Origin of the sequence: Allobosea sp. OK403 (genome assembly GCF_900113835.1) — a bacterium.
Classification (GTDB): domain Bacteria; phylum Pseudomonadota; class Alphaproteobacteria; order Rhizobiales; family Beijerinckiaceae; genus Allobosea.
On the sequence record NZ_FOQV01000002.1, the window covers coordinates 15,954 to 34,311 of the forward strand.

The 18,358-nt window shown below is 66.7% G+C and carries 9 protein-coding genes and 1 tRNA gene; 4 read left to right on the forward strand and 6 right to left on the reverse strand.

The genetic code is table 11. From position 1 onward, the window contains the following. The first annotated feature begins 1 nt into the window (after position 1). The gene (gene glgA / locus BMZ97_RS05915) at positions 2-1,534 is read left to right on the forward strand and encodes a glycogen synthase GlgA (RefSeq protein ID WP_244546271.1); all 1,533 of its coding nucleotides are present in this window, start codon (positions 2-4) and stop codon (positions 1,532-1,534) included. Between the two features lie 50 nt (positions 1,535-1,584). Here the strand turns inward: glgA and BMZ97_RS05920 are convergent, their stop codons facing one another. Then, positions 1,585-1,827 (reverse strand): DUF2934 domain-containing protein, encoded by a 243-nt coding sequence (locus BMZ97_RS05920; RefSeq protein WP_092166710.1) that lies wholly within the window; start codon positions 1,825-1,827, stop codon positions 1,585-1,587. Positions 1,828-2,012: 185 nt separating this feature from the next. Here BMZ97_RS05920 and glgB point away from each other — a divergent pair, with 185 nt between their 5' ends. After that, positions 2,013-4,220 (forward strand): 1,4-alpha-glucan branching protein GlgB, encoded by a 2,208-nt coding sequence (gene glgB, locus BMZ97_RS05925; protein ID WP_092166711.1) that lies wholly within the window; start codon positions 2,013-2,015, stop codon positions 4,218-4,220. Between the two features lie 127 nt (positions 4,221-4,347). Then, the gene (malQ, locus tag BMZ97_RS05930; RefSeq protein ID WP_092166712.1) at positions 4,348-6,411 is read left to right on the forward strand and encodes a 4-alpha-glucanotransferase; all 2,064 of its coding nucleotides are present in this window, start codon (positions 4,348-4,350) and stop codon (positions 6,409-6,411) included. Positions 6,412-6,526: 115 nt separating this feature from the next. Here the strand turns inward: malQ and BMZ97_RS05935 are convergent, their stop codons facing one another. Continuing rightward, a complete protein-coding gene (locus tag BMZ97_RS05935; RefSeq protein ID WP_092166714.1) occupies positions 6,527-7,951 on the reverse strand; it encodes an SNF2-related protein in 1,425 nt (474 codons plus the stop codon). A 152-nt stretch (positions 7,952-8,103) separates the two neighbouring features. Here BMZ97_RS05935 and BMZ97_RS05940 point away from each other — a divergent pair, with 152 nt between their 5' ends. Further along, on the forward strand, positions 8,104-9,492 hold the full coding sequence (locus BMZ97_RS05940) for a M20 family metallopeptidase (RefSeq protein WP_092166716.1): 1,389 nt from the start codon (positions 8,104-8,106) through the stop codon (positions 9,490-9,492). A 12-nt stretch (positions 9,493-9,504) separates the two neighbouring features. Here BMZ97_RS05940 and BMZ97_RS05945 read toward each other — a convergent pair whose 3' ends face one another. The 4 genes from BMZ97_RS05945 to BMZ97_RS05965 all read right to left on the reverse strand — a co-directional run bounded on the left by BMZ97_RS05945 (position 9,505) and on the right by BMZ97_RS05965 (position 18,345). Further along, positions 9,505-9,750 carry a hypothetical protein gene (locus BMZ97_RS05945; protein WP_092166717.1) on the reverse strand — a complete coding sequence of 82 codons (246 nt, stop codon included), beginning with the start codon at positions 9,748-9,750 and terminating at the stop codon, positions 9,505-9,507. Between the two features lie 242 nt (positions 9,751-9,992). Further along, positions 9,993-14,843, reverse strand: a complete 4,851-nt coding sequence (locus tag BMZ97_RS05950) for an autotransporter-associated beta strand repeat-containing protein (protein WP_139221163.1) — start codon at positions 14,841-14,843, stop codon at positions 9,993-9,995. Between the two features lie 2,009 nt (positions 14,844-16,852). Then, positions 16,853-16,928, reverse strand: a tRNA-Lys gene (locus tag BMZ97_RS05960). Between the two features lie 145 nt (positions 16,929-17,073). Next, positions 17,074-18,345, reverse strand: a complete 1,272-nt coding sequence (locus BMZ97_RS05965; RefSeq protein ID WP_210188217.1) for a solute carrier family 23 protein — start codon at positions 18,343-18,345, stop codon at positions 17,074-17,076. Positions 18,346-18,358 lie beyond the last annotated feature (13 nt).

The window sequence follows — 18,358 nt, forward strand, 5'->3', positions numbered from 1 at the left end:
GATGTCCGAAGTGCCTATGCAGGCCGTGATCGACACCAGTTCCGCAACCTCCGGCCACGCTTTGACCTATGCCGCGGCAGTCAAGGGCGGAGCCCCCGATCCTCGTTCCGCCCTGCCCTCGGCCACCAGACTTCTCTTCGTAACCTCGGAGATGGGCGACTTCATCAAGGCGGGCGGCCTCGGCGAGGTCTCCTCGGCCCTGCCACGCCAATTGCGCGCGCTCTGCGATGTTCGCGTCCTCATTCCCGGCTTCAGGAAGGTGCGCGCTGCCAAGCCGGCCATGGACATCGTCGCGCAGTTGCCGCGCACGGCGAGCCTGCCGCCCTGGTCGCTCGGCCGATTCAACACGTCTGACGGGCTCACCATCTACGCCGTGCTCTGCGACGAGCTTTATGACCGCGAAGGCTCTCCCTATGGCCCCTTCGCGGGCGGCGATTTCACCGACAACGATATCCGCTTCGCCAGGCTTTCATTGGCCGCGGCCGAGATCGCGGCCGGCGAGGCCGATCCGAACTGGAAGCCCGACATCATCCACGTCAATGACTGGCCGTCGGCCTTGGCGCCGGGCTATCTGCGCTGGAAGGGGCTCAGCACCCCCTCGATCCTGACCATCCACAATCTGGCCTATCAAGGGCTCTACCAGCCGGCTCGCATGAGTGCGCTGGGCATTCCCGATCTCGCCTTCTCGGTCAACGGCGCCGAGTTCCACGGCAAGATCTCGTTCCTGAAGACCGGCATCTTCTATGGCTCGCATGTCACCACGGTGAGCGAGACCTATGCCCGCGAGATCACCACTGCCGAGCATGGCTGCGGCCTCGAGGGCCTGCTCAAGACACGGATGGACGAAGGCCGCCTGACCGGCATCGTCAACGGCATCGACGATAGCTGGAGCTCGCCGATCACCGGAGAAAAGACGCCTGCGCGTTTGATCCGCCAGTGGAAGCAGAAGAACGCGACCGATATCCGCCAAACCTTCGATCTGCCGCAATCGCGCGGTCCGCTCTTTTCGATCATCTCCCGGCTCGTCCACCAGAAAGGCATCGACCTGTCGATCGAGGCCGCCGAGACCATCGTCGCCAATGGCGGCCAGCTCATCGTCACCGGGCGCGGGGAGCCGCGATTGGAGGACGCGATCGAGCGGCTCGCCCGGCAGAATCCGCATGCCATCGCCGCCCGCATCGGCTTCGACGATGCCGAGGCGCGGCGCATCTTCGCCGCCAGCGATTTCCTGCTGATGCCGTCACGTTTCGAGCCTTGCGGGCTGAGCCAGATGTATGCTCAGCGCTTCGGCACGCTGCCGATCGCATACCGCACCGGGGGATTGGTCGACACCATCGAGGACGGGCTCTCCGGCTTCCTGTTCTCCTCGCCGACCGGCGCCGGGCTGACCGCGGCCGTGACGCGCGCCCTGCAGGCGTTCAAGACGAAGCGGGCCTTCAAGCAGATGCGCGAGCACGCCATGGCCAAGCGCTTCGACTGGGCCCGCCCGACCCATCGCTATGCCGATGTTTATGCCAGGGCACTCGCGGCTTGAATTTGCCCGCTCTTTGGCTCGCCGGACAGAAGCCTATCGCACTTTCCAGCTCAGCCCTTCCCGGCGGGCGCGGCCTTGGTTGCAGCTGCCTTGGCGGGTGGCGCGGCTTTGGCCGGGGCTTTCGCGGCAGAGACGGGCGCCTTGCCCTTGGCCACGGATTTGACTTTCGCAGCCGCGCTCGCGGCGACGCGCGCTTCGGCCTGCTGCCAATGCGCCAGATCGCGCCCCTCGGGCTTTCCTTCCGCCTCCCAGATCGCATAGGCCGTGTCACGAACGATCTGTTCTCGGCTCATCGCATGTCTCCCTTTCGCGCGCCGCCCGCGCCGTATCTCAACCGCAATTGCAAAGCTTGGTTCCATGTCCAGCGCGGCACCGAACACAATCTCCCCAGCGCGGAACGCAAGGTGACTCTGTTGCGTTGCATCATCAAGAATTCCGCACCGTTGGCGGGGTTCGGTTCACGATGGGACCAGGATAGATGACGCGCCAGATTCAGCTCCGCCTCCCTAGCCTGCCGGCGCGCGATCTCGCCCTGCTGGAAGAGGGGCGCCACCCCGATGCCTTCGCCGTGCTGGGGCGCCATACCGTGGGCGACGTCACTGTCGTGCGCGCCTTCCTGCCCGGCGCGAACTATGTCGAGCTGATCCTCGGCGAAGGCCGCGACGCCATTGCCATGGTCGGCCAGGGCACGGGCTTGTTCGAAGCGCCCGCCCCTGCTGAGGGGCCATACCGGCTGCGGGTCGCCTGGCCGGGCGGCATCACCGAGAGCGCCGACCCCTACAGCTTCGGCCTGCTGCTCTCCGAAGACGACATCTATCTCTTCGCCGAGGGCCGCCATTTCGACCTTGCGACGCGGCTCGGCGCCAATCTGCGCATGATCGACGGCGTCGAGGGCGCACTCTTTGCCGTCTGGGCGCCCAACGCCTCCCATGTCGCGGTCGTTGGCGATTTCAACGGCTGGGACGGCCGCCGCCATCCGATGCGCCGCAGGCTCGGCCCAGGCGTCTGGGAACTGTTCATCCCCGGCGTCGAGGCGGGCGCGGTCTATAAATACGCGATCAACGCGACGTCGGGGGAACACCTGCCCTGGAAGGCCGACCCGCTGGCTCGCCGCACCGAGGCGCCACCGCGCACCGGCTCCGTCGTTGCCGCTCCCGCCGAGTTCAACTGGAGCGACGAAGCCTGGCTCGCACATCGCGAGCGCGCCCACCCGATGGCCGAGCCGATGGCCTGCTACGAGGTCCATGTCGGCTCCTGGCTGCGCACGCAATGGGGCCAGATGGGCTCCTGGGACGAGGCGGTCGACCGGCTGATCCCTTATCTCCAACATATGGGCTTCAGCCATGTCGAATTGATGCCGATCACCGAGCATCCTTTCGGAGGCTCCTGGGGCTACCAACCGCTGGGCATGTACGCCCCGACCGCGCGGCTCGGCCCGCCCGAGGCCTTCGCCCGCTTCGTCGATCGCTGCCATGCCGCCGGCATCGGCGTGATCCTCGACTGGGTGCCGGCGCATTTCCCCTCAGACGAGCACGGCCTCGCCCGCTTCGACGGCAGCGCGCTCTACGAGCATGAGGATCCGCGCGAGGGCTTCCACCGCGACTGGAACACGCTGATCTACAATGTCGGCCGGCGCGAGGTGCGCGGCTTCCTGATCGCCTCGGCGCTGTGGTGGGTCGAGACCTTCCATCTCGATGGCTTACGCGTCGATGCCGTCGCCTCGATGCTCTACCGCGACTACAGTCGCCTGCCGGGCGAATGGGTCCCCAACCAATATGGCGGCCGCGAGAATCTGGAGGCCGTCAGCTTCTTCCAGGAGCTCAACACGCTGATCGGCGCGCGCGGGCGCGGCGCAGTCACCATCGCCGAGGAATCGACCGCCTGGGCCGGCGTCACATCGCCGGTCCACCATGGCGGGCTCGGCTTCCATTTCAAATGGAACATGGGCTGGATGCACGACACGCTGCGCTTCTTCGCGCGTGATCCGATCCATCGCGGCCATCATGGCGACGACGTCACCTTCGGGCTGCTCTACGCCTTCTCCGAGAATTTCGTGCTGCCGATCTCGCATGACGAGGTCGTGCACGGCAAAGGCTCGCTGCTCGCGCGCATGCCGGGAGACGACTGGCAGCGCTTCGCGAATCTGCGCCTCTGCCTGGCGCTGATGTGGAGCCATCCCGGCAAGAAGCTGCTCTTCATGGGCTGCGAGTTCGGAGCCGAGGACGAGTGGAACGTCGACGCTCCCTTCCCCTGGCCTCGCCCCGATGACGCGCGACGCCGCGGCGCGATGCAACTCGTACGCGATCTCAACGCGCTCTACCGTTCGACGCCCGCCCTCCACCGCCTCGACCATGCGCCCGAAGGCTTCGCCTGGGTGATCGCCGACGATAGCGCCAACTCGGTCTTCGCCTTCACGCGCTCGGCCGGGGACGGTGCGCCACCGCTGCTGGTGGTGGCCAATATGACGCCGGTCCCGCGCCATGATTATCGCATCGGAGTCGCAGCGGCCGGACTCTGGCGCGAACGGTTCAACAGCGATGCCGGCGCCTATGGCGGCGCCGATATCGGCAATGGCGGGCAATGCCGGACGAGTCCGACCGCCCGGCACGGCCAGCGCCAGAGCCTCTCCCTGACCCTGCCGCCGCTCGGCTTGCTCGTGCTCGAGCATGAAAGTACCGGCGCCTAGAGATGGTTGAACTGGAACCATCCACCGTGATCCTCGGCCTTCGCGTTGGCGAAAAGCCCGCAACCTCTGACCGCAGCGCTGCTCGCAGAAGCAAGGACTGCGCGGGACCACCCTTGCGGAGATTTCGATGAGCGACGAAACCCTGCGCCAACTTGCGGCCAAGGCCGGCGTCGCACCGCATTGGACAGACCAGACTGGGGCGGAGCGCGCGGTTTCGCCCGAGAGCCTGCGCGCCATTCTGTCGGCGCTCGGCCTGCCGGCCGACAGCGATTCAGCCTTGCGCAACTCGCTCTCGGTGCTGGAGAGCGGAGTGAATGCGGCAGCAACCTCGCGCTTCACCACAGCGCGTGTCGGCCAGCCGGTCAGCCTGCCGCTGAGCGCACCGGGCGGGACGACGGTCGAGATCATGCTGGAGGGTGGCGCGCATCGTGTCGTGACCTCAGAGGAGGGCTATGATGGCGCTTTGACGCTGCCAGCCTTCGCCGAGCCCGGCTATCATACCGTCCGGACCTCGGAGGGCGATTTCTCCGTCGCGACCGCGCCCGAGCGCTGTATCACCTTCGCGGACCTTAATGCGGACCCCCCCGGCTGGGGGCTGGCGGCGCAAATCTATTCGCTGCGAACAGCCAGCGATGGCGGCATCGGCAACTTCGCCGGCGTCGCGGCCTTGGGCCGCAGCGCCGCCAGGCGGGGAGCCGATGCGTTGGCGATCAGTCCTGTCCATGCGCTTTATGGAGCCGAACCCGCCCTCTTCAGTCCCTACTCACCCTCGACGCGCCTGTTCTACAATCCGCTTCACGCCGACCCCGGAGCCGTGCTTCCAGGCGATCTGGTTCAGGATGTGATCGCGAAGCTCGGCCTCGCCGACGAGATGGCGAAGCTCGGATCCCTGCCGCAGGTCGACTGGCTTGCCGCGACAGCGCAGCGTTGGACGCTGCTGCGCGCTCTGTTCGACGCCCTGCGCGATCCCGCCTGCGCGGCCGAGGCTCCGCGAGCCGATTTCGAACGCCATCTGGCTGAAGCCTCGCCACTTCTGAAGGCCCATGCCGTCTTCGAGGTCTTGCACGCGGCTGAGCTGCGCCGCGACCCGGCCGCCAGGAACTGGCGCGACTGGCGACCGGCCTATCGCGATCCCGACAGCCCCGAAGTCGCCGCCTTCGCCACCGAGCACCAGGACGACGTCGCCTATCAGATCTTCCTGCAATGGCTGACGGGCCGTTCCTATGGCGAGGCTCAGCGGGTCTGCCGCGAGAGCGGCATGAATGTCGGGCTCATCGCCGATCTCGCCATCGGCATGGACGGATCCGGCAGCCACGCCTGGAGCCGCCAGCACGAGGTGTTGGGCGGCCTCAGCATCGGCGCACCGCCCGACTATTATGCTGCGGAAGGGCAGAACTGGGCCCTGACCACCTTCTCGCCGCGCGGCCTCGCTGCATCGGGCTTTGCGCCCTTCATCGAGACGCTGCGCGCGAGCCTGCGCTATGTCGGCGGCATCCGCATCGACCATGTCATGGGCATGAGCAGGCTCTGGCTGATCCCCGAAGGCGCGGGCGCGCTCGACGGCGCCTATGTCAGCTTCCCCTCGGAGACACTGTTTCGCCTGATCGCGCTCGAATCCTGGCGGCACAGCGCGATTGTCATCGGCGAAGATCTCGGCACGCTCCCAAACGGTTTTCGCGATGATCTTCGCGCGCAGGGCGTCGCAGGCTTGCGCGTGCTGCGCTTCGAGAAGACGCAGCACAGCTATGTGCCGCCAGAGCAATGGGATGCCGGTGCGGTCGCCCTGACCACGACCCATGACCTGCCGCCGACCGCTGGCTGGTGGGCCGGAGCCGACATCGATTCCGGCGGTGACAGTATCGACCCGGACAACCTGCGCGCCTGGGATCGCGGCGTGCTCTGGGGCGCCTTCCAGAATGCCGGGCTGGTCCAGGGCGAGCGCCCGGCGCCCGACGACACAGACCCGGTGGTCGACGCCGCGATCCGCTATATCGCCCGGACGCCCTGCACGCTGAAAATGCTGCCTATCGAGGACGCACTCGGCATCAGGACGCAGCCCAACGTGCCCGGCACGACAACCGAGAAGCCGAATTGGCGGCATCGGCTCGACGGCAAGGCGGGGCAGTTGCTCGATGATCCAAAAGTGCAGGCAAGGTTGCGCCACCTCGGCCCGCCGCGCGAGGAACCGTGACGCACGACCCGTCATTGCGAGCGAAGCGAAGCAATCCAGAGGTCTCGCGCAGTCCCTTTGGATTGCTTCGTCGCTGCGCTCCTCGCAATGACGGTGAGGCGCTCTGTAGCCGCTCTCAAGCCGCCGCCCGTGCCTCGACGATGCCCGCTATCGCCTCCAGCATGCGCGTATCGTCCCCTGCCAGCCCCTCCATCGCCGCCATGCGCGCGATCACGGTGCCGGCGACCGCCTCCTCGACTGTGTCCTCGGCATAGGCATAGAAGATCGTCGCGTGCTGGCCGTCACGATGGCAGCGGCCCTCGATCTGCTGGAGCTGGATCGCCGAGTGGCGCATGTCGTGGATCACCAGCGAGCGCTCGCGCTCGCCGCCCGGCATCTCGCCGCGATGCAGCGAGATCGATTCCGTCACGGTGAAGATCACCGCGTCGAGGCGGCCGGTCTGGAAGGCGATGCGCGTCTCCTCATTGACCGCGCCGGAGCGCTCGCCATTGATCTCGCCGACCTTCCAGCCGCGCCCGCGCAAGGCCTCGGCCAACATCGCGCTGGTTTCCAGGAAGGCGACCGAGACCGCGACCTGCTCGTCATTGCCGAGCAGATCGTCGCAGAAATCGACCGTTCCCGGAATTCGCAGCAGGCTTGCCTTCTGGCGGAAGCGCAGATCGGCGGCCCAACCCTGCGGCTTGCGCGTGCTCCCGCCAGCCAGGCCCAATTCGCGCCGGAATTCGCGCCAGGTCGCGTCATAGAGTTTTCGCGCCGCGCTATCCAATGCCACCGGCGCAAGCTCGCGCTGCACCTCCGGCCAGCCCGCGATCTCTTCGGGCCGGCGGCGCAGGCCGATGGCGCGCTCGCCGCGATAGAGCAGAGACGCCATCACCTTGCGATCGGCCTCGTTGGGCTCCCAGCTCCAGTTCTTCCAGCGCCCTTTCGCCCGGCCGATCCTGAGCTGCTTCATCAGCACGCGAAACCCGTCGAGATCGGCGCTCGGCATGCCCGCTGCCCGCGCCAGCAGCGGCCCGAGATAGGAGAGCTCATGCGGCGATTGGCCCGCGGTGGCGCTCATATAGATCGTGAAGCGCGCCGCTGCCGCCATCTGGCGGCAGACCAGCCCCTGTTGCGAATTCGGGTTGCGGATGCGATGCGCCTCGTCGATCACGACGAGCGGCCAGACGCGCTTGGGCGCACCATGCTTGGCGAGTTCATTGTTCTTTGCCCGGATCGAGCGCTTCTTGCTATCTGCCGGGGCTGCCAGCAGCGACTTCGTCCGCTCGAAATTCATCAGTGTGACGCGTTTGGCTGGCAGGCCCGACAACGCCATCGTCCGGCGCCATTGCGGGATCGCCCCCTTCGGGCAGATCACCAGCACCTCCTCCTCCGGCATCGCGGAAAGCGCGAGCCAGGCCGAGAGCGTCTTGCCAAGCCCGGTCAGGTCACCAAGCAGGAAGCCCGGCGCAGCCTTGTCGCGCGCGGCCAGAATCGCGTCGCGCGCGACAAGCTGATGGGCGTGGGGGATCAAGCGAGGGGAAACGCCGTCGTCGGCCATGCTCTGTGCTGCGAAATGAGGCGCCGCCGCCGGCTGCGATGCGTGGATGAGACTGTGCCGTCCTTCTTTTGCACTGGCCGAGACGCGCGTCCACCGGCAAAGTCGCCGCCGACCGCGCGCAGGCGCGGCCGATCCCGATGGAGAGACCACAGATGACCCGCGCCCAGGCGATCGCGCATGCGCAAGACTATTTCGACTCCGGCCACTTCAAGGCCGATCTTGCCCGGCTCGTCGCCATGCCGACGGAAAGTCAGAATCCCGACCGCGCCCCGGTCCTGGCGGAGTATCTCGAGACCGAGATGCGCCCGCTGCTGGAAGGGCTCGGCTTCACCTGCCAGACGCTGACCCATCCGCTGTCGCGCGGCCCCTTCCTGCTCGCCACCCGCATCGAGGACCCGGCCCTGCCGACAATCCTCGGCTATGGTCATGGCGACGTCATTCGCGGACTCGACGCGCAATGGAGCGAAGGGCTCTCGCCTTGGCAGCTCGTCGAGAAGGACGGGCGCTGGTATGGCCGCGGCGTTGTCGACAACAAGGGCCAGCACGTCATCAACATCAACGCCTTGCGCGCCGTGCTCGAAACCCGCGGCAAGCTCGGTTTCAACGTCAAATACCTGATCGAGATGGGTGAGGAATCAGGCTCGCCGGGACTGCGCGAGCTCTGCGCCGAGCAGAAGGAGCTGTTCAAGGCCGACGTGCTGATCGCCTCCGACGGGCCGCGGCTCAATGCGGAGCGGCCGACGGTTTTTCTCGGCGCGCGCGGCGGCGTCACTTTCGATCTCTCGATCGTCGCGCGCGAAGGCGGCCATCATTCCGGCAATTGGGGCGGCATCCTCTCCGACCCGGCGATCCAGCTCGCCCACGCCATCGCCTCGATCACCTCCCCCAACGGCCAGATCCGCATTCATGAATGGGTGCCCAAGGAGCTGCCGGCAGCCGTGCGCAAGGCGCTGGTCGGCTGCGAGATCGATGGCGGCCCCGACGGCCCGACGATCGACCCCAATTGGGGCGAGCCCGGCCTGACCCCGGCCGAGCAGGTCTTCGGCTGGTGCTCCTTCGACGTGCTGGCGATGAAGTCCGGCGTGCCGGAGACACCGGTCAACGCCGTGCCGCCGAGCGCCTGGGCGCGCTGCCAGCTGCGCTTCGTCGTCGGCATCGATCAGAACGACATCGTGCCGGCCCTGCGCCGCCACCTGCAGCGCAACGGCTTCCCGATGGTCGAGGTTTCGCTGTCGCGCGAGGCGATCTTCGGCGCGACCCGGCTCGACCCGGAAGACCCCTGGGTCGATTTCGCCCTCGCTTCGATCGCCAGGAGCACCAATAAGAAGCCGGCGCTCCTGCCCAATCTCGGCGGCTCTCTGCCCAACGACATCTTCGCGGATGTGCTGGGCTTGCGCACGATCTGGGTGCCGCATTCCTATCCCGGCTGCTCGCAGCATGCGCCGGACGAGCATCTGCCGGTGGCGATCGCCCGCGAGGGGCTGACGCTGATGGCCGGTCTCTACTGGGATATCGGCAGCGGCTCGGCCCCTCCGGTCTGAGGGTTCGGGCGCCTATTCCTGCGGCCGGCGCGGATCGCGGCCGGGCGGCAAGTCGATCGGCGTCGCTGGCGGTCCTTCAGGCGGCGCGTCCGGCGGCAGCTCGGGCGGCGGCTCGGTCGGGATGCCGGCCGGCGCCTCAATCGGCGGCGATTCGACCGGAGGCGCCGGTGGAATCTCGGTCGGCGTCAAGGGTGGCGGATTCGGCGCCGCCGGCGTGCCGCCTGGATCGGCGGCGCTGTGTCGGAGCAAATCGATCATGTGCTGTCCTCCGCCGGAGGAAACGCCTGATCCGGCCGAAGGTTCGCAACGAGCGCGTTTTCGAGCGCATTGGCCACCGGTTCCCCCCGCGACAAACGCGAAGCGTTTGCGCGGAGAAAACGCGTTAAGACAAGGAGCTGGAGCATTTTAACGGTCCAGTCGGATGGGAAATTGCGCCAGGGCAGAAAAGCAAACGGCCGCGCTGGAGCGCGGCCGTCATCTCGAGGCGGATCGTAAGCCGCTCAGAACTGGTAGCGCAATCCGCCGTTGAAGGCGTAGCCCTCGACCCGCTCGCCGAAGCGCAGATCGGCGCGTACGAAGCCCGACAAGCCGGGCGTCGTCGAGGAGACGGCCATACCCGCGCTGAACTGCCCATAGGTCCCAACCCGGTCCGTGCTCGTCGGGAAGCTCAGGCCGCCGATCTCGCCCGTCGCCTTGCTCTTGCCGGCGAATTCGCGCCAGACGCTGGCCGCGATATAGGGCGCGAGCACGATCGTCTCCGTCGGCTGGATGAAGGTGCCGAGCTGCACGCCGATGCGGCCGGTGACGCTCTCGATCGGCTGCCAGCTGACATTGGCCTGCAGCGTCCGCAGCGAGTCGACCTCGGCACGCGAATAGAGCAGCGCGACGGAGGGGTCGATATAGATGCTGTCGGTGATGTTGAAGCGCTGGCTCATCGAGGCCAGACCGCTCCAGCCATCCGCCTTGAACTTCGCATTGGTGATGCCGGCTGAAGCGGAATTCAGCTTCAGGTCGAAATTGTCCCGCCGCACCAGCACGTCGAGGGCAAAGCCCGAGCCGCTCCGGACCGCGCCGTAGAGGCCATAGAAGGGCTGCTCGACCTCGAGGCGCGTATCGGGTGTCGTGACCTTGGCATCGACCTTGCCGCCATGGACGCCGAGATTGGCGGTCCAGCCGGTGCCGTTGATGTTGTAGAGGCCGGCGTCGATGCCGAGCTGGAAACCGCTGAAGCCTGCCTCGTTGACGCTGCGGAACGAACGCGAGACGCCGCCGAGGCTGCCGACGGTGCTGTTCGAAGTGATGTCGAAATGCCCGCCGCGCGCACGCCCCCAGGTGCCGAGAGAGAAGGTGTTAGGCTGCGGGTCGGATGGGCCGTTGATGAAAGCCGAGGCCGGCTCGCTGAAGGCGTTGATCGAGGACAAGGCGCTCGACACGGAGGCGACGAAGCCCGTGGCCGCGACGACGTTGAGATCCGGCCGCACGACATAATTGCCCGAGCCCGGCGTAGCCTCGCCGAACCAGTACTGCACCAGGCCGTTATTGGTGATGAGCTGGCCGGCGCCATTCGGGAACGGGCTCGGCCCGCTCGCAGGCAGCGCATTGGCGGCGACGAACTGGGCGCCGGCCGCGCCGTTGACCACCTGGACGTCGCGATTGAGCACCGCCGATGTCGAGGTCAGCTGTGCGAAACTGACCGTCGTCAGGCCCGAGGACGCCCCGACGACGCTGATCCGGTCCGCGGCTGCGTTGACGATGTCGAGATCGAGCCCGACCCGGCCATTGCCGGACCAGCCACCGCCGACCGTGACGAGGTTGTTGGTGGCACCGTTGCGCAGATCGATCATGCCGGTGTTGGCGAGGTTGCCGGAGGTTGTCAGCCTCGCGCCCTGGCCGAGGCTGACACTGCCCGCATTCGAGAGCGAGGCGAGATTGGCCGCGAGATTGTTCGCGATGGTCACCTGACCGCTGTTGCTGAGAGGGCCGACGACGTTGAGATTGCCGCTGATGAGGTTGATCGCGCCGGCATTGTTGATCTGCAGGCCGCTGCTCAGCGTCGCCGTCCCGCCGGGCCCGTTGAAGTTGATCACGCCGCTGGCGAGGTTGTTGATCGCCCCCGCATCGAGGATCGCGCCGTTCGTGCCGACATTGATCGTCGCGGCGTTGTTCAGCGTGTTGGCCGTGCCTTGCAGAATCGCGCCGGCATCAAGCGCGATCGTGCCGGCATTGTTGTTGATCGTACCGGCCGACAGCGTCCGCCCGGCGCCGATCGTGATCGAGCCGGCGTTGACGAGGCTGGCGAGCCCCGTGAAATTGCCGCCATTCACGGCAAGGAAGGCGCCACCGGCATTGCCGAAGGCGCCGTTTCCGGCAAGCACGCCGGCCACCGTGAAGGTTCCGGCGTTGTTGGCGATCGCACCATTGATCGTGCCGGCCGCGCTCACCGTACCGCTATTGGTGACGCCGCTCTGGATCGTGCCCGTCGTTGTCAGCGTGCCGCTATTGATCACCGAGGCGTTGACCGTGCCGGCATTACTGAAGGTGCCGACGGAGCCCACCGTCACATTCGAAGCCAGCACGCCGCCGGCGAGAAGGCCGAGCGTACCGGCGGAGACCGTCGTGCCGCCGGTGAAGGTGTTGACGCCGCCGAGATTGAGCGTGCCGGCGCCGACCTTGTTCAGGCTCGTCCCCACGCCATCGACGATCGCCGAATTGATGGTTGCCGTCAGGCCCGTACCGTTGACGTTGATCGTGCCTCCGCCGGCGACGCCGATACCGAGCTGGCCACCATTCAGGACATAACCGTCGACATTGAACTGCAGCGTGTCGAAAGCCCGCGTGCCCGAGCCCGTAATGGTGCCGGCTGTGCCCTGGAATACGCCAACGGAGCCCAGCCAGGCGGCGTTCACCCCGGCCTGCCCCGGCAGGCCGGTCCAGTTCGTGTCGGTGGCGTTCCAGGTGCCCGGGCCGCCATCGACCGTGCCGTTGCCGAGCGTGTCGGCCCCATCCCAGAACTGCATGATCTGCCCGGCACCGAGCACGGCGAGGTTGACCTGCTCGGCCGCCCCCGGAGCGTTGGTGTAGACCTGCCCCGTGAAGCCCGCGACATTAACCGTGGCGTAGTTCCCGGTGATCGCTCCGCCGCCGACCACGTTGATGAGCCGATAGAAGCCCGCGGATGCGGCGGTCCCGGTCAGCGTGCCACCGAGCTGGACCGGCCCGTTGGAGATCACGAGATCGTTGGTGACGCCGCCGACCGTGCCCGGCGTGTTGAGCTCGAACACCGAGTTGGAGCCGGCGTTCAGGGTCAGCGAGCCGACGGTCAGCGTGCCCGGGCTCTGCCCGGCCGAGAGCGTGCCGCCGGCATTGACCGTGACGGCGCCGCCGATCGTGCCGATGCCGGACAAGGTGCCGGTGTTGTTGACCGCCACCGCAGTCGCGCCGAGCGAGCCATTGACCCGCAACTCGCCGCCATTGATCGCGGTCGCGCCGGTATAGGTGTTGGCGCCCGTTGCGGTCGTCAGCCCGGCCGTCGTGGTCACTGTGGCAGCGCCGGCGATGGCGTTGATCGTGCCGCCCGTCGAAGTGACGGCCCCGGTCAGCGTGCCGTTGGTCAGCGTGCCGCCCGCGAGCGAAACTGCGTTGATGGTCTGCGCGAAGCCGCCCAGATCGAGCGTGCCGCCCGTATTGATCGCCGTCGCGCTCGCCGCGCTGAACGCATTCGCCGCGCCGCCCGCCAGGGTGCCGGCATTGATCGTGGTCGCGCCGGTATAAGTGTTGGCGCCGGACAGCGTGACGGTGCCCGCGGTTGTCTTGCTGACCGCTCCGGCGCCCGCGAGAATAGCGGTGACCGCCCCGTTCTGGAAATCGAATGTTCCGCTCGATGCGAATGTGCCGTTCTGGACTGTGCCGCCCTGGAGCACGAGCCCGCCATTTTGCGTCACCGTGAAGCCGCCGAGATCGAGCACGCCGCCCGTCACCGTCGTCGCGTTCGCAACGTTGCCGAGCGCGCTGGCGTTGCCCGCAGTGAGCTGGCCGGCGCCAACCGTTGTGCCGCCGGTATAAGTGTTGGCGCCGGACAGCGTGACAGTGCCCGCGGTTGTCTTGCTGACCGCTCCGGCGCCCGCGAGAATAGCGGTGACCGCCCCGTTCTGGAAATCGAATGTTCCGCTCGATGCGAATGTGCCGTTCTGGACTGTGCCGCCCTGGAGCACGAGCCCGCCATTTTGCGTCACCGTGAAGCCGCCGAGATCGAGCACGCCGCCCGTCACTGTCGTCGCGTTCGCAACGTTGCCGAGCGCGCTAGCGTTGCCCGCAGTGAGCTGGCCGGCGCCAACTGTTGTGCCGCCGGAGTAAGTGTTAACGCCCGTCAACGTCAGCGTGTTCGCGCTGTTTTGAATGACGCCGCCGGCACCGCTGATCACGTTGGCAACAGTCGTGCCACCCGCCGCAGCGTTCAATTGCGCCGTGGCTCCAGCCGCAATGTTGACGCCGCCTGTCAGGTTGGACACCGCAGCACCGAATGTGATGCTGTTCGCACCGCCGGTGAAATCGATCGCGAAGGCCCGTGCGCCCGCGCCGCCATTCGCAAGACCGCCGGCGATAGAACCGGTCGCGCCGAGTGTGACGGCAACACCAGAGCCCGAGAGGCCGACGCCGCCCACGCCTGCAGGCTTCGGCACACCACCGGTTCCGGCAGTTCCGCCATTTCCGCCCGCGACCGCCGCATTGACCGTAATCGAGCCCCCGGCAGAGAAGTCAATACCGCTGCCCCCGCCGCCACCGCCTGCGCCATTGCCGGTCGCGGCCGTCGTGCTACCGCCGTTCCCGCCGGCGCCGCCGGTCACATTCGCACTCACGACGATACCGGTCGCAGTTGCTGCAAACGTGGCGCCCGAGCCGCCGCCACCACCACCACCGCCGTCACCGACGCTTGCCGTCGTGTTGCCGCCAGCACCACCGGCGCCACCCAGAACGGCCTGGCCAATCGTAAGGCCGGTGACACTGCCCTGGAACAAGATACCCAGACCGCCGCCGCCACCACCACCGCCAACGCCGACACCCGTTTGGTTTGTCGTCCCGCCGGCGCCACCCGCACCACCTGTCACCGTTCCGGCTAGCGAGCCTGCGACGATGGGGCCTGTGATGACCGCGCCGAATCCGCCTGCGCCGCCACCGCCGCCATCGCCGAACGCGCCGCCGCTGGCGCCGCCGCCCGCGCCGCCGGCGACACCGGTCACCAACGCGCCGGGCAGCCCTGCAGCAACCGAGCCATGCTCGCCGCCCGCACCGCCGCCGCCGCCGCCATTTCCGACTGCGGCAGCACCTGCGGCGCCGACCGCCGCGCCACCCAAGGCGCCGCCTCCGCCGTTACCGCCAGCGCCGAACGTCTGTCCGGCCCCGCCGCCGCCGCCGCCACTGCTGCCACCAGCAACGTTGCCGGCGCCGCCAGCTCCCGTCGCCTGCGACGCGCCGCCGGTAGCGCTACCGCCGCCGCCGTTCCCGCCCGCGCCAGGAAGAGCGCCACTGCCGCCTCCGCCCCCGGAGCCCCCGCCGGCAGCACCGGCCGCGCCGCCTTGCGCGAAAGCCGTCGCGATCGGGCTCAAAGAAGTCGGCGCAAAACCCACCAGCCCAACGATCACGCCCGTCGCCAGGGCGGTTGTCGCTACGAGTCGCCGCAAACCTTCGCTAGCGGTCCCGGTCGGCATAGACGCGCTCAGTCTGCGAGCGTCCAGAACGTCGGCCGTCTTCAGCATCTAGGACCTCAAGTCGTATTTGCAGCGTGTCCGTATTCGTCGGCCTGGCGCCAGATAGAAGCGAAGTGGAAACAAGGCGGCCGCCAAATCGACAAAATTTCACCTGAATCCATCCCCTGTTTGCTCCCCTTAAGTCAATACCATGCCCGACAGTCAGAGGCCGGCGTGGCCAGCATTGCGCGCGTATGACGCAAGTGCGATATTTGGCTTATTCTTTTTAAATCAAAATGTTGCCGCATTTTCCTCAAGAACCGGCAACGCACTTGCGAACTCGAGCGAGATCACAGCGGCCGTTTTTGTAGGCGCGTTACAGAAATACCACGCAAACGCCGGCTAAACGACGTTTTATCGACCCATGACAGCGTCTCACTTCGCTCATCAGCATGCGGGCCGCCCGCGCCGTTTTGGCAAATTCAGAGAAAATCGACGTGAATCTCTCAACTTACGCTGGTTTCTCAACGTTGCCGGCACACATACCTGACCGGAGCACGCATCCGGCAGTATTCGCGCCTCTGACATCGAGGCCGCGCGAACATCCAACAGGGTCAAGTTACGCCTGGCGGCGAACCCCGGCGCGCCGCACGGAGCGCGCGTCTCGCCACATTCGGCGCCTGATCGCCGCAAAAGCGTGATTCGAGCGGGCGCGATGCTAGCCAGCACCGCCACGCGGCATATGTGCCACCTCCGTGCCGTGAGCCGCCTAGAGCATTGGCGAAAAAGTGGACGCCCGTTTTTGCAAGAGCAATGCTCTGAGCTCTTAGAATCGATCACGGTCTTTCGCATTCGGGCGCTTCCGTCCGAATGCGAAAGACCGTGATCGAATGTGGTTCGGCTCCTGTCTCAAACAAAAAAGGGGAGCGCTGAACGCGCTCCCCCAATCCGCAAACGGTGCAGCGAAACCATGCCCCGCCGTTACAGGGCTCCCCGCCCGATCAGTATCTGTCGTAACGGCGGTAGTAGCCGGGAGGCGGGCCATCATAGCCGCGTCGCGGCCCGTATCCGTAGCCAGGTCCGCGCCCGTAGCCAGGCCCGCGCCCATAACCTCTGCGCCCGTATCGCTGCTGGCGCTGGGTTTCCTCGATAATCATGAGGCGGCGCTGCTTGGCCGCGGTCATAGTGAACTCTACAGCCTGCCCGTCGAGCTGATGAGCCACAGTGGCCGGCAATGTCTCGGCCGCATGAACCGCCGTTGAGGCAGAAATCGCAGCACTCGCGAGAGCAATGGCACCGACGAAGCCGGCAAAGATAGACTTCCTATTCATATCGAATCCTCTCGTGCCACATCAGGCGGGCAACCAATAACGCGAAGAGCGTCGAATCGTTCCACTCAACTTATCGGGGAGGTTGCGCTGCATTCAAGCCTCGCCGAGCCGCGGCCCGGTCGCCGAGAGCGCTCCAGCGCCACGTCGATACTTCTGCAGCCGCCGATGAATGCCGCCATCGCGACGGCGGAAGCTGCCATAGGGCAAGATCGCCGGAGCGATCAACCGTGCCGTTTCGGCGTTCGGCGTATGGAAATTGCAAAATAAAAAGCAAACCGCGCAAACCGTCCCGGCTTTGTCTCGCCGGCCGATCTGTCTATGCTTTCGATCTCGCAGAAGTTTCCGTGGTGGGTGATGTAGGGCTCGAACCTACGACCCGCTGATTAAGAGTCAGCTGCTCTACCAACTGAGCTAATCACCCATACGCCACGAAGCGTCGCCGTCGCTGCGGCCAAGGCCGCGTCAGGCAGGCCGGCGATGTAGCAAACGCCCCCCGCCCTGTCCACCCATCTGCGACAGAAATATGCCAAGCCGCCGAAATGAATTCGGCGATGGGCAAGACAGCCTCATCCCGGACGGCGATTCAGCAGGTGGTAGAGCGCGATAGCCCCGAAGGTCGCCGTGCCGATTCCACCGAGCTCGAAGCCGAAGAGCGGCAGCTTCAGATCGCCCGCGCCCAGGATCAACGCGGTCGCGACGGTGAGCAGATTCTTCGGGTTCGAGAAGTCGACCTGGTTCTCCACCCAGATTCGCCCCGCCGTGGCGGCGATCAGACCAAACACGACGATCGCCAGACCACCGAGCACCGCGACCGGAATCGTGCCGATGACCGCGCCGAACTTGGGGGAGAAGCCGAGCACCAGCGCGATGATTCCCGCCGCGACGAAGACCAGCGTCGAATAGACCCGCGTCACCGCCATCACGCCCATGTTCTCGGCATAGGTCGTCACGCCCGTGCCGCCGCCGGAGCCCGCGATCATGGTGGCGAGCCCGTCGGCCATGAAGCCGCGCCCGATCAGCGGGTCGAGATTGCGCCCGGTCATCACGGCGATGCCCTTGATGTGCCCGAGATTCTCCGCAACCAGGATGAGCGCGACCGGAGCGATCAGCGCCATCGCCTTGAAATCGAATACCGGCGCGACGAAGTTCGGCATCCCGAGCCAGGCGGCGGCTCCGATCCGCCCGAAATCGACCGCCGGGGCGCCGAAGCTCGGCGCCGTCGCCGCGTAGAGGATATAGGCGCCGGCACCGCCGATCAGCACCGGCAGGCGCTGTGCGAGGCCTCGGCCATAAACCGCCACCAGCGCGACCGCGACGACCGTGAACAACGCGATCCATTTGGTGTAGGGGCTCGCCGAGATCATGCCCATCGCCACCGCCGTCAGGTTGAGCCCGATCGCGCCGATGACCGCCCCGGTGACGACCGGCGGCAGCAGCTTCTCGATCCAGGCCGTGCCGACGCCCTGGACCAGCAGCCCGATGGCGGCATAGACCGCACCGCAGGCGATGATGCCGCCAAGCGCCACGCCGATATTCGCATTGGGTCCCGAACCGGCATAGCCGCTCGCCGCGATCACCACGCCGATGAAAGCGAAGGACGAACCGAGATAGCTCGGCAATTGCCCGCGCGTGATCACGAAGAACAGCAGCGTCGCGATACCGGAGAAGAAGATCGCCACATTGGGGTCGAACCCCATCAGGATCGGCGCCAGCGCGGTCGCGCCGAACATGGCGACGACATGCTGCAGACCTGCGATGAAGGTCTGGACGGTCGATAGACGCTCATCCGGCATCACCGCGCCGGAGGTCTTCAAGGTCCAGTTCGGAAAATATGACATGGCGCGCTCCCCA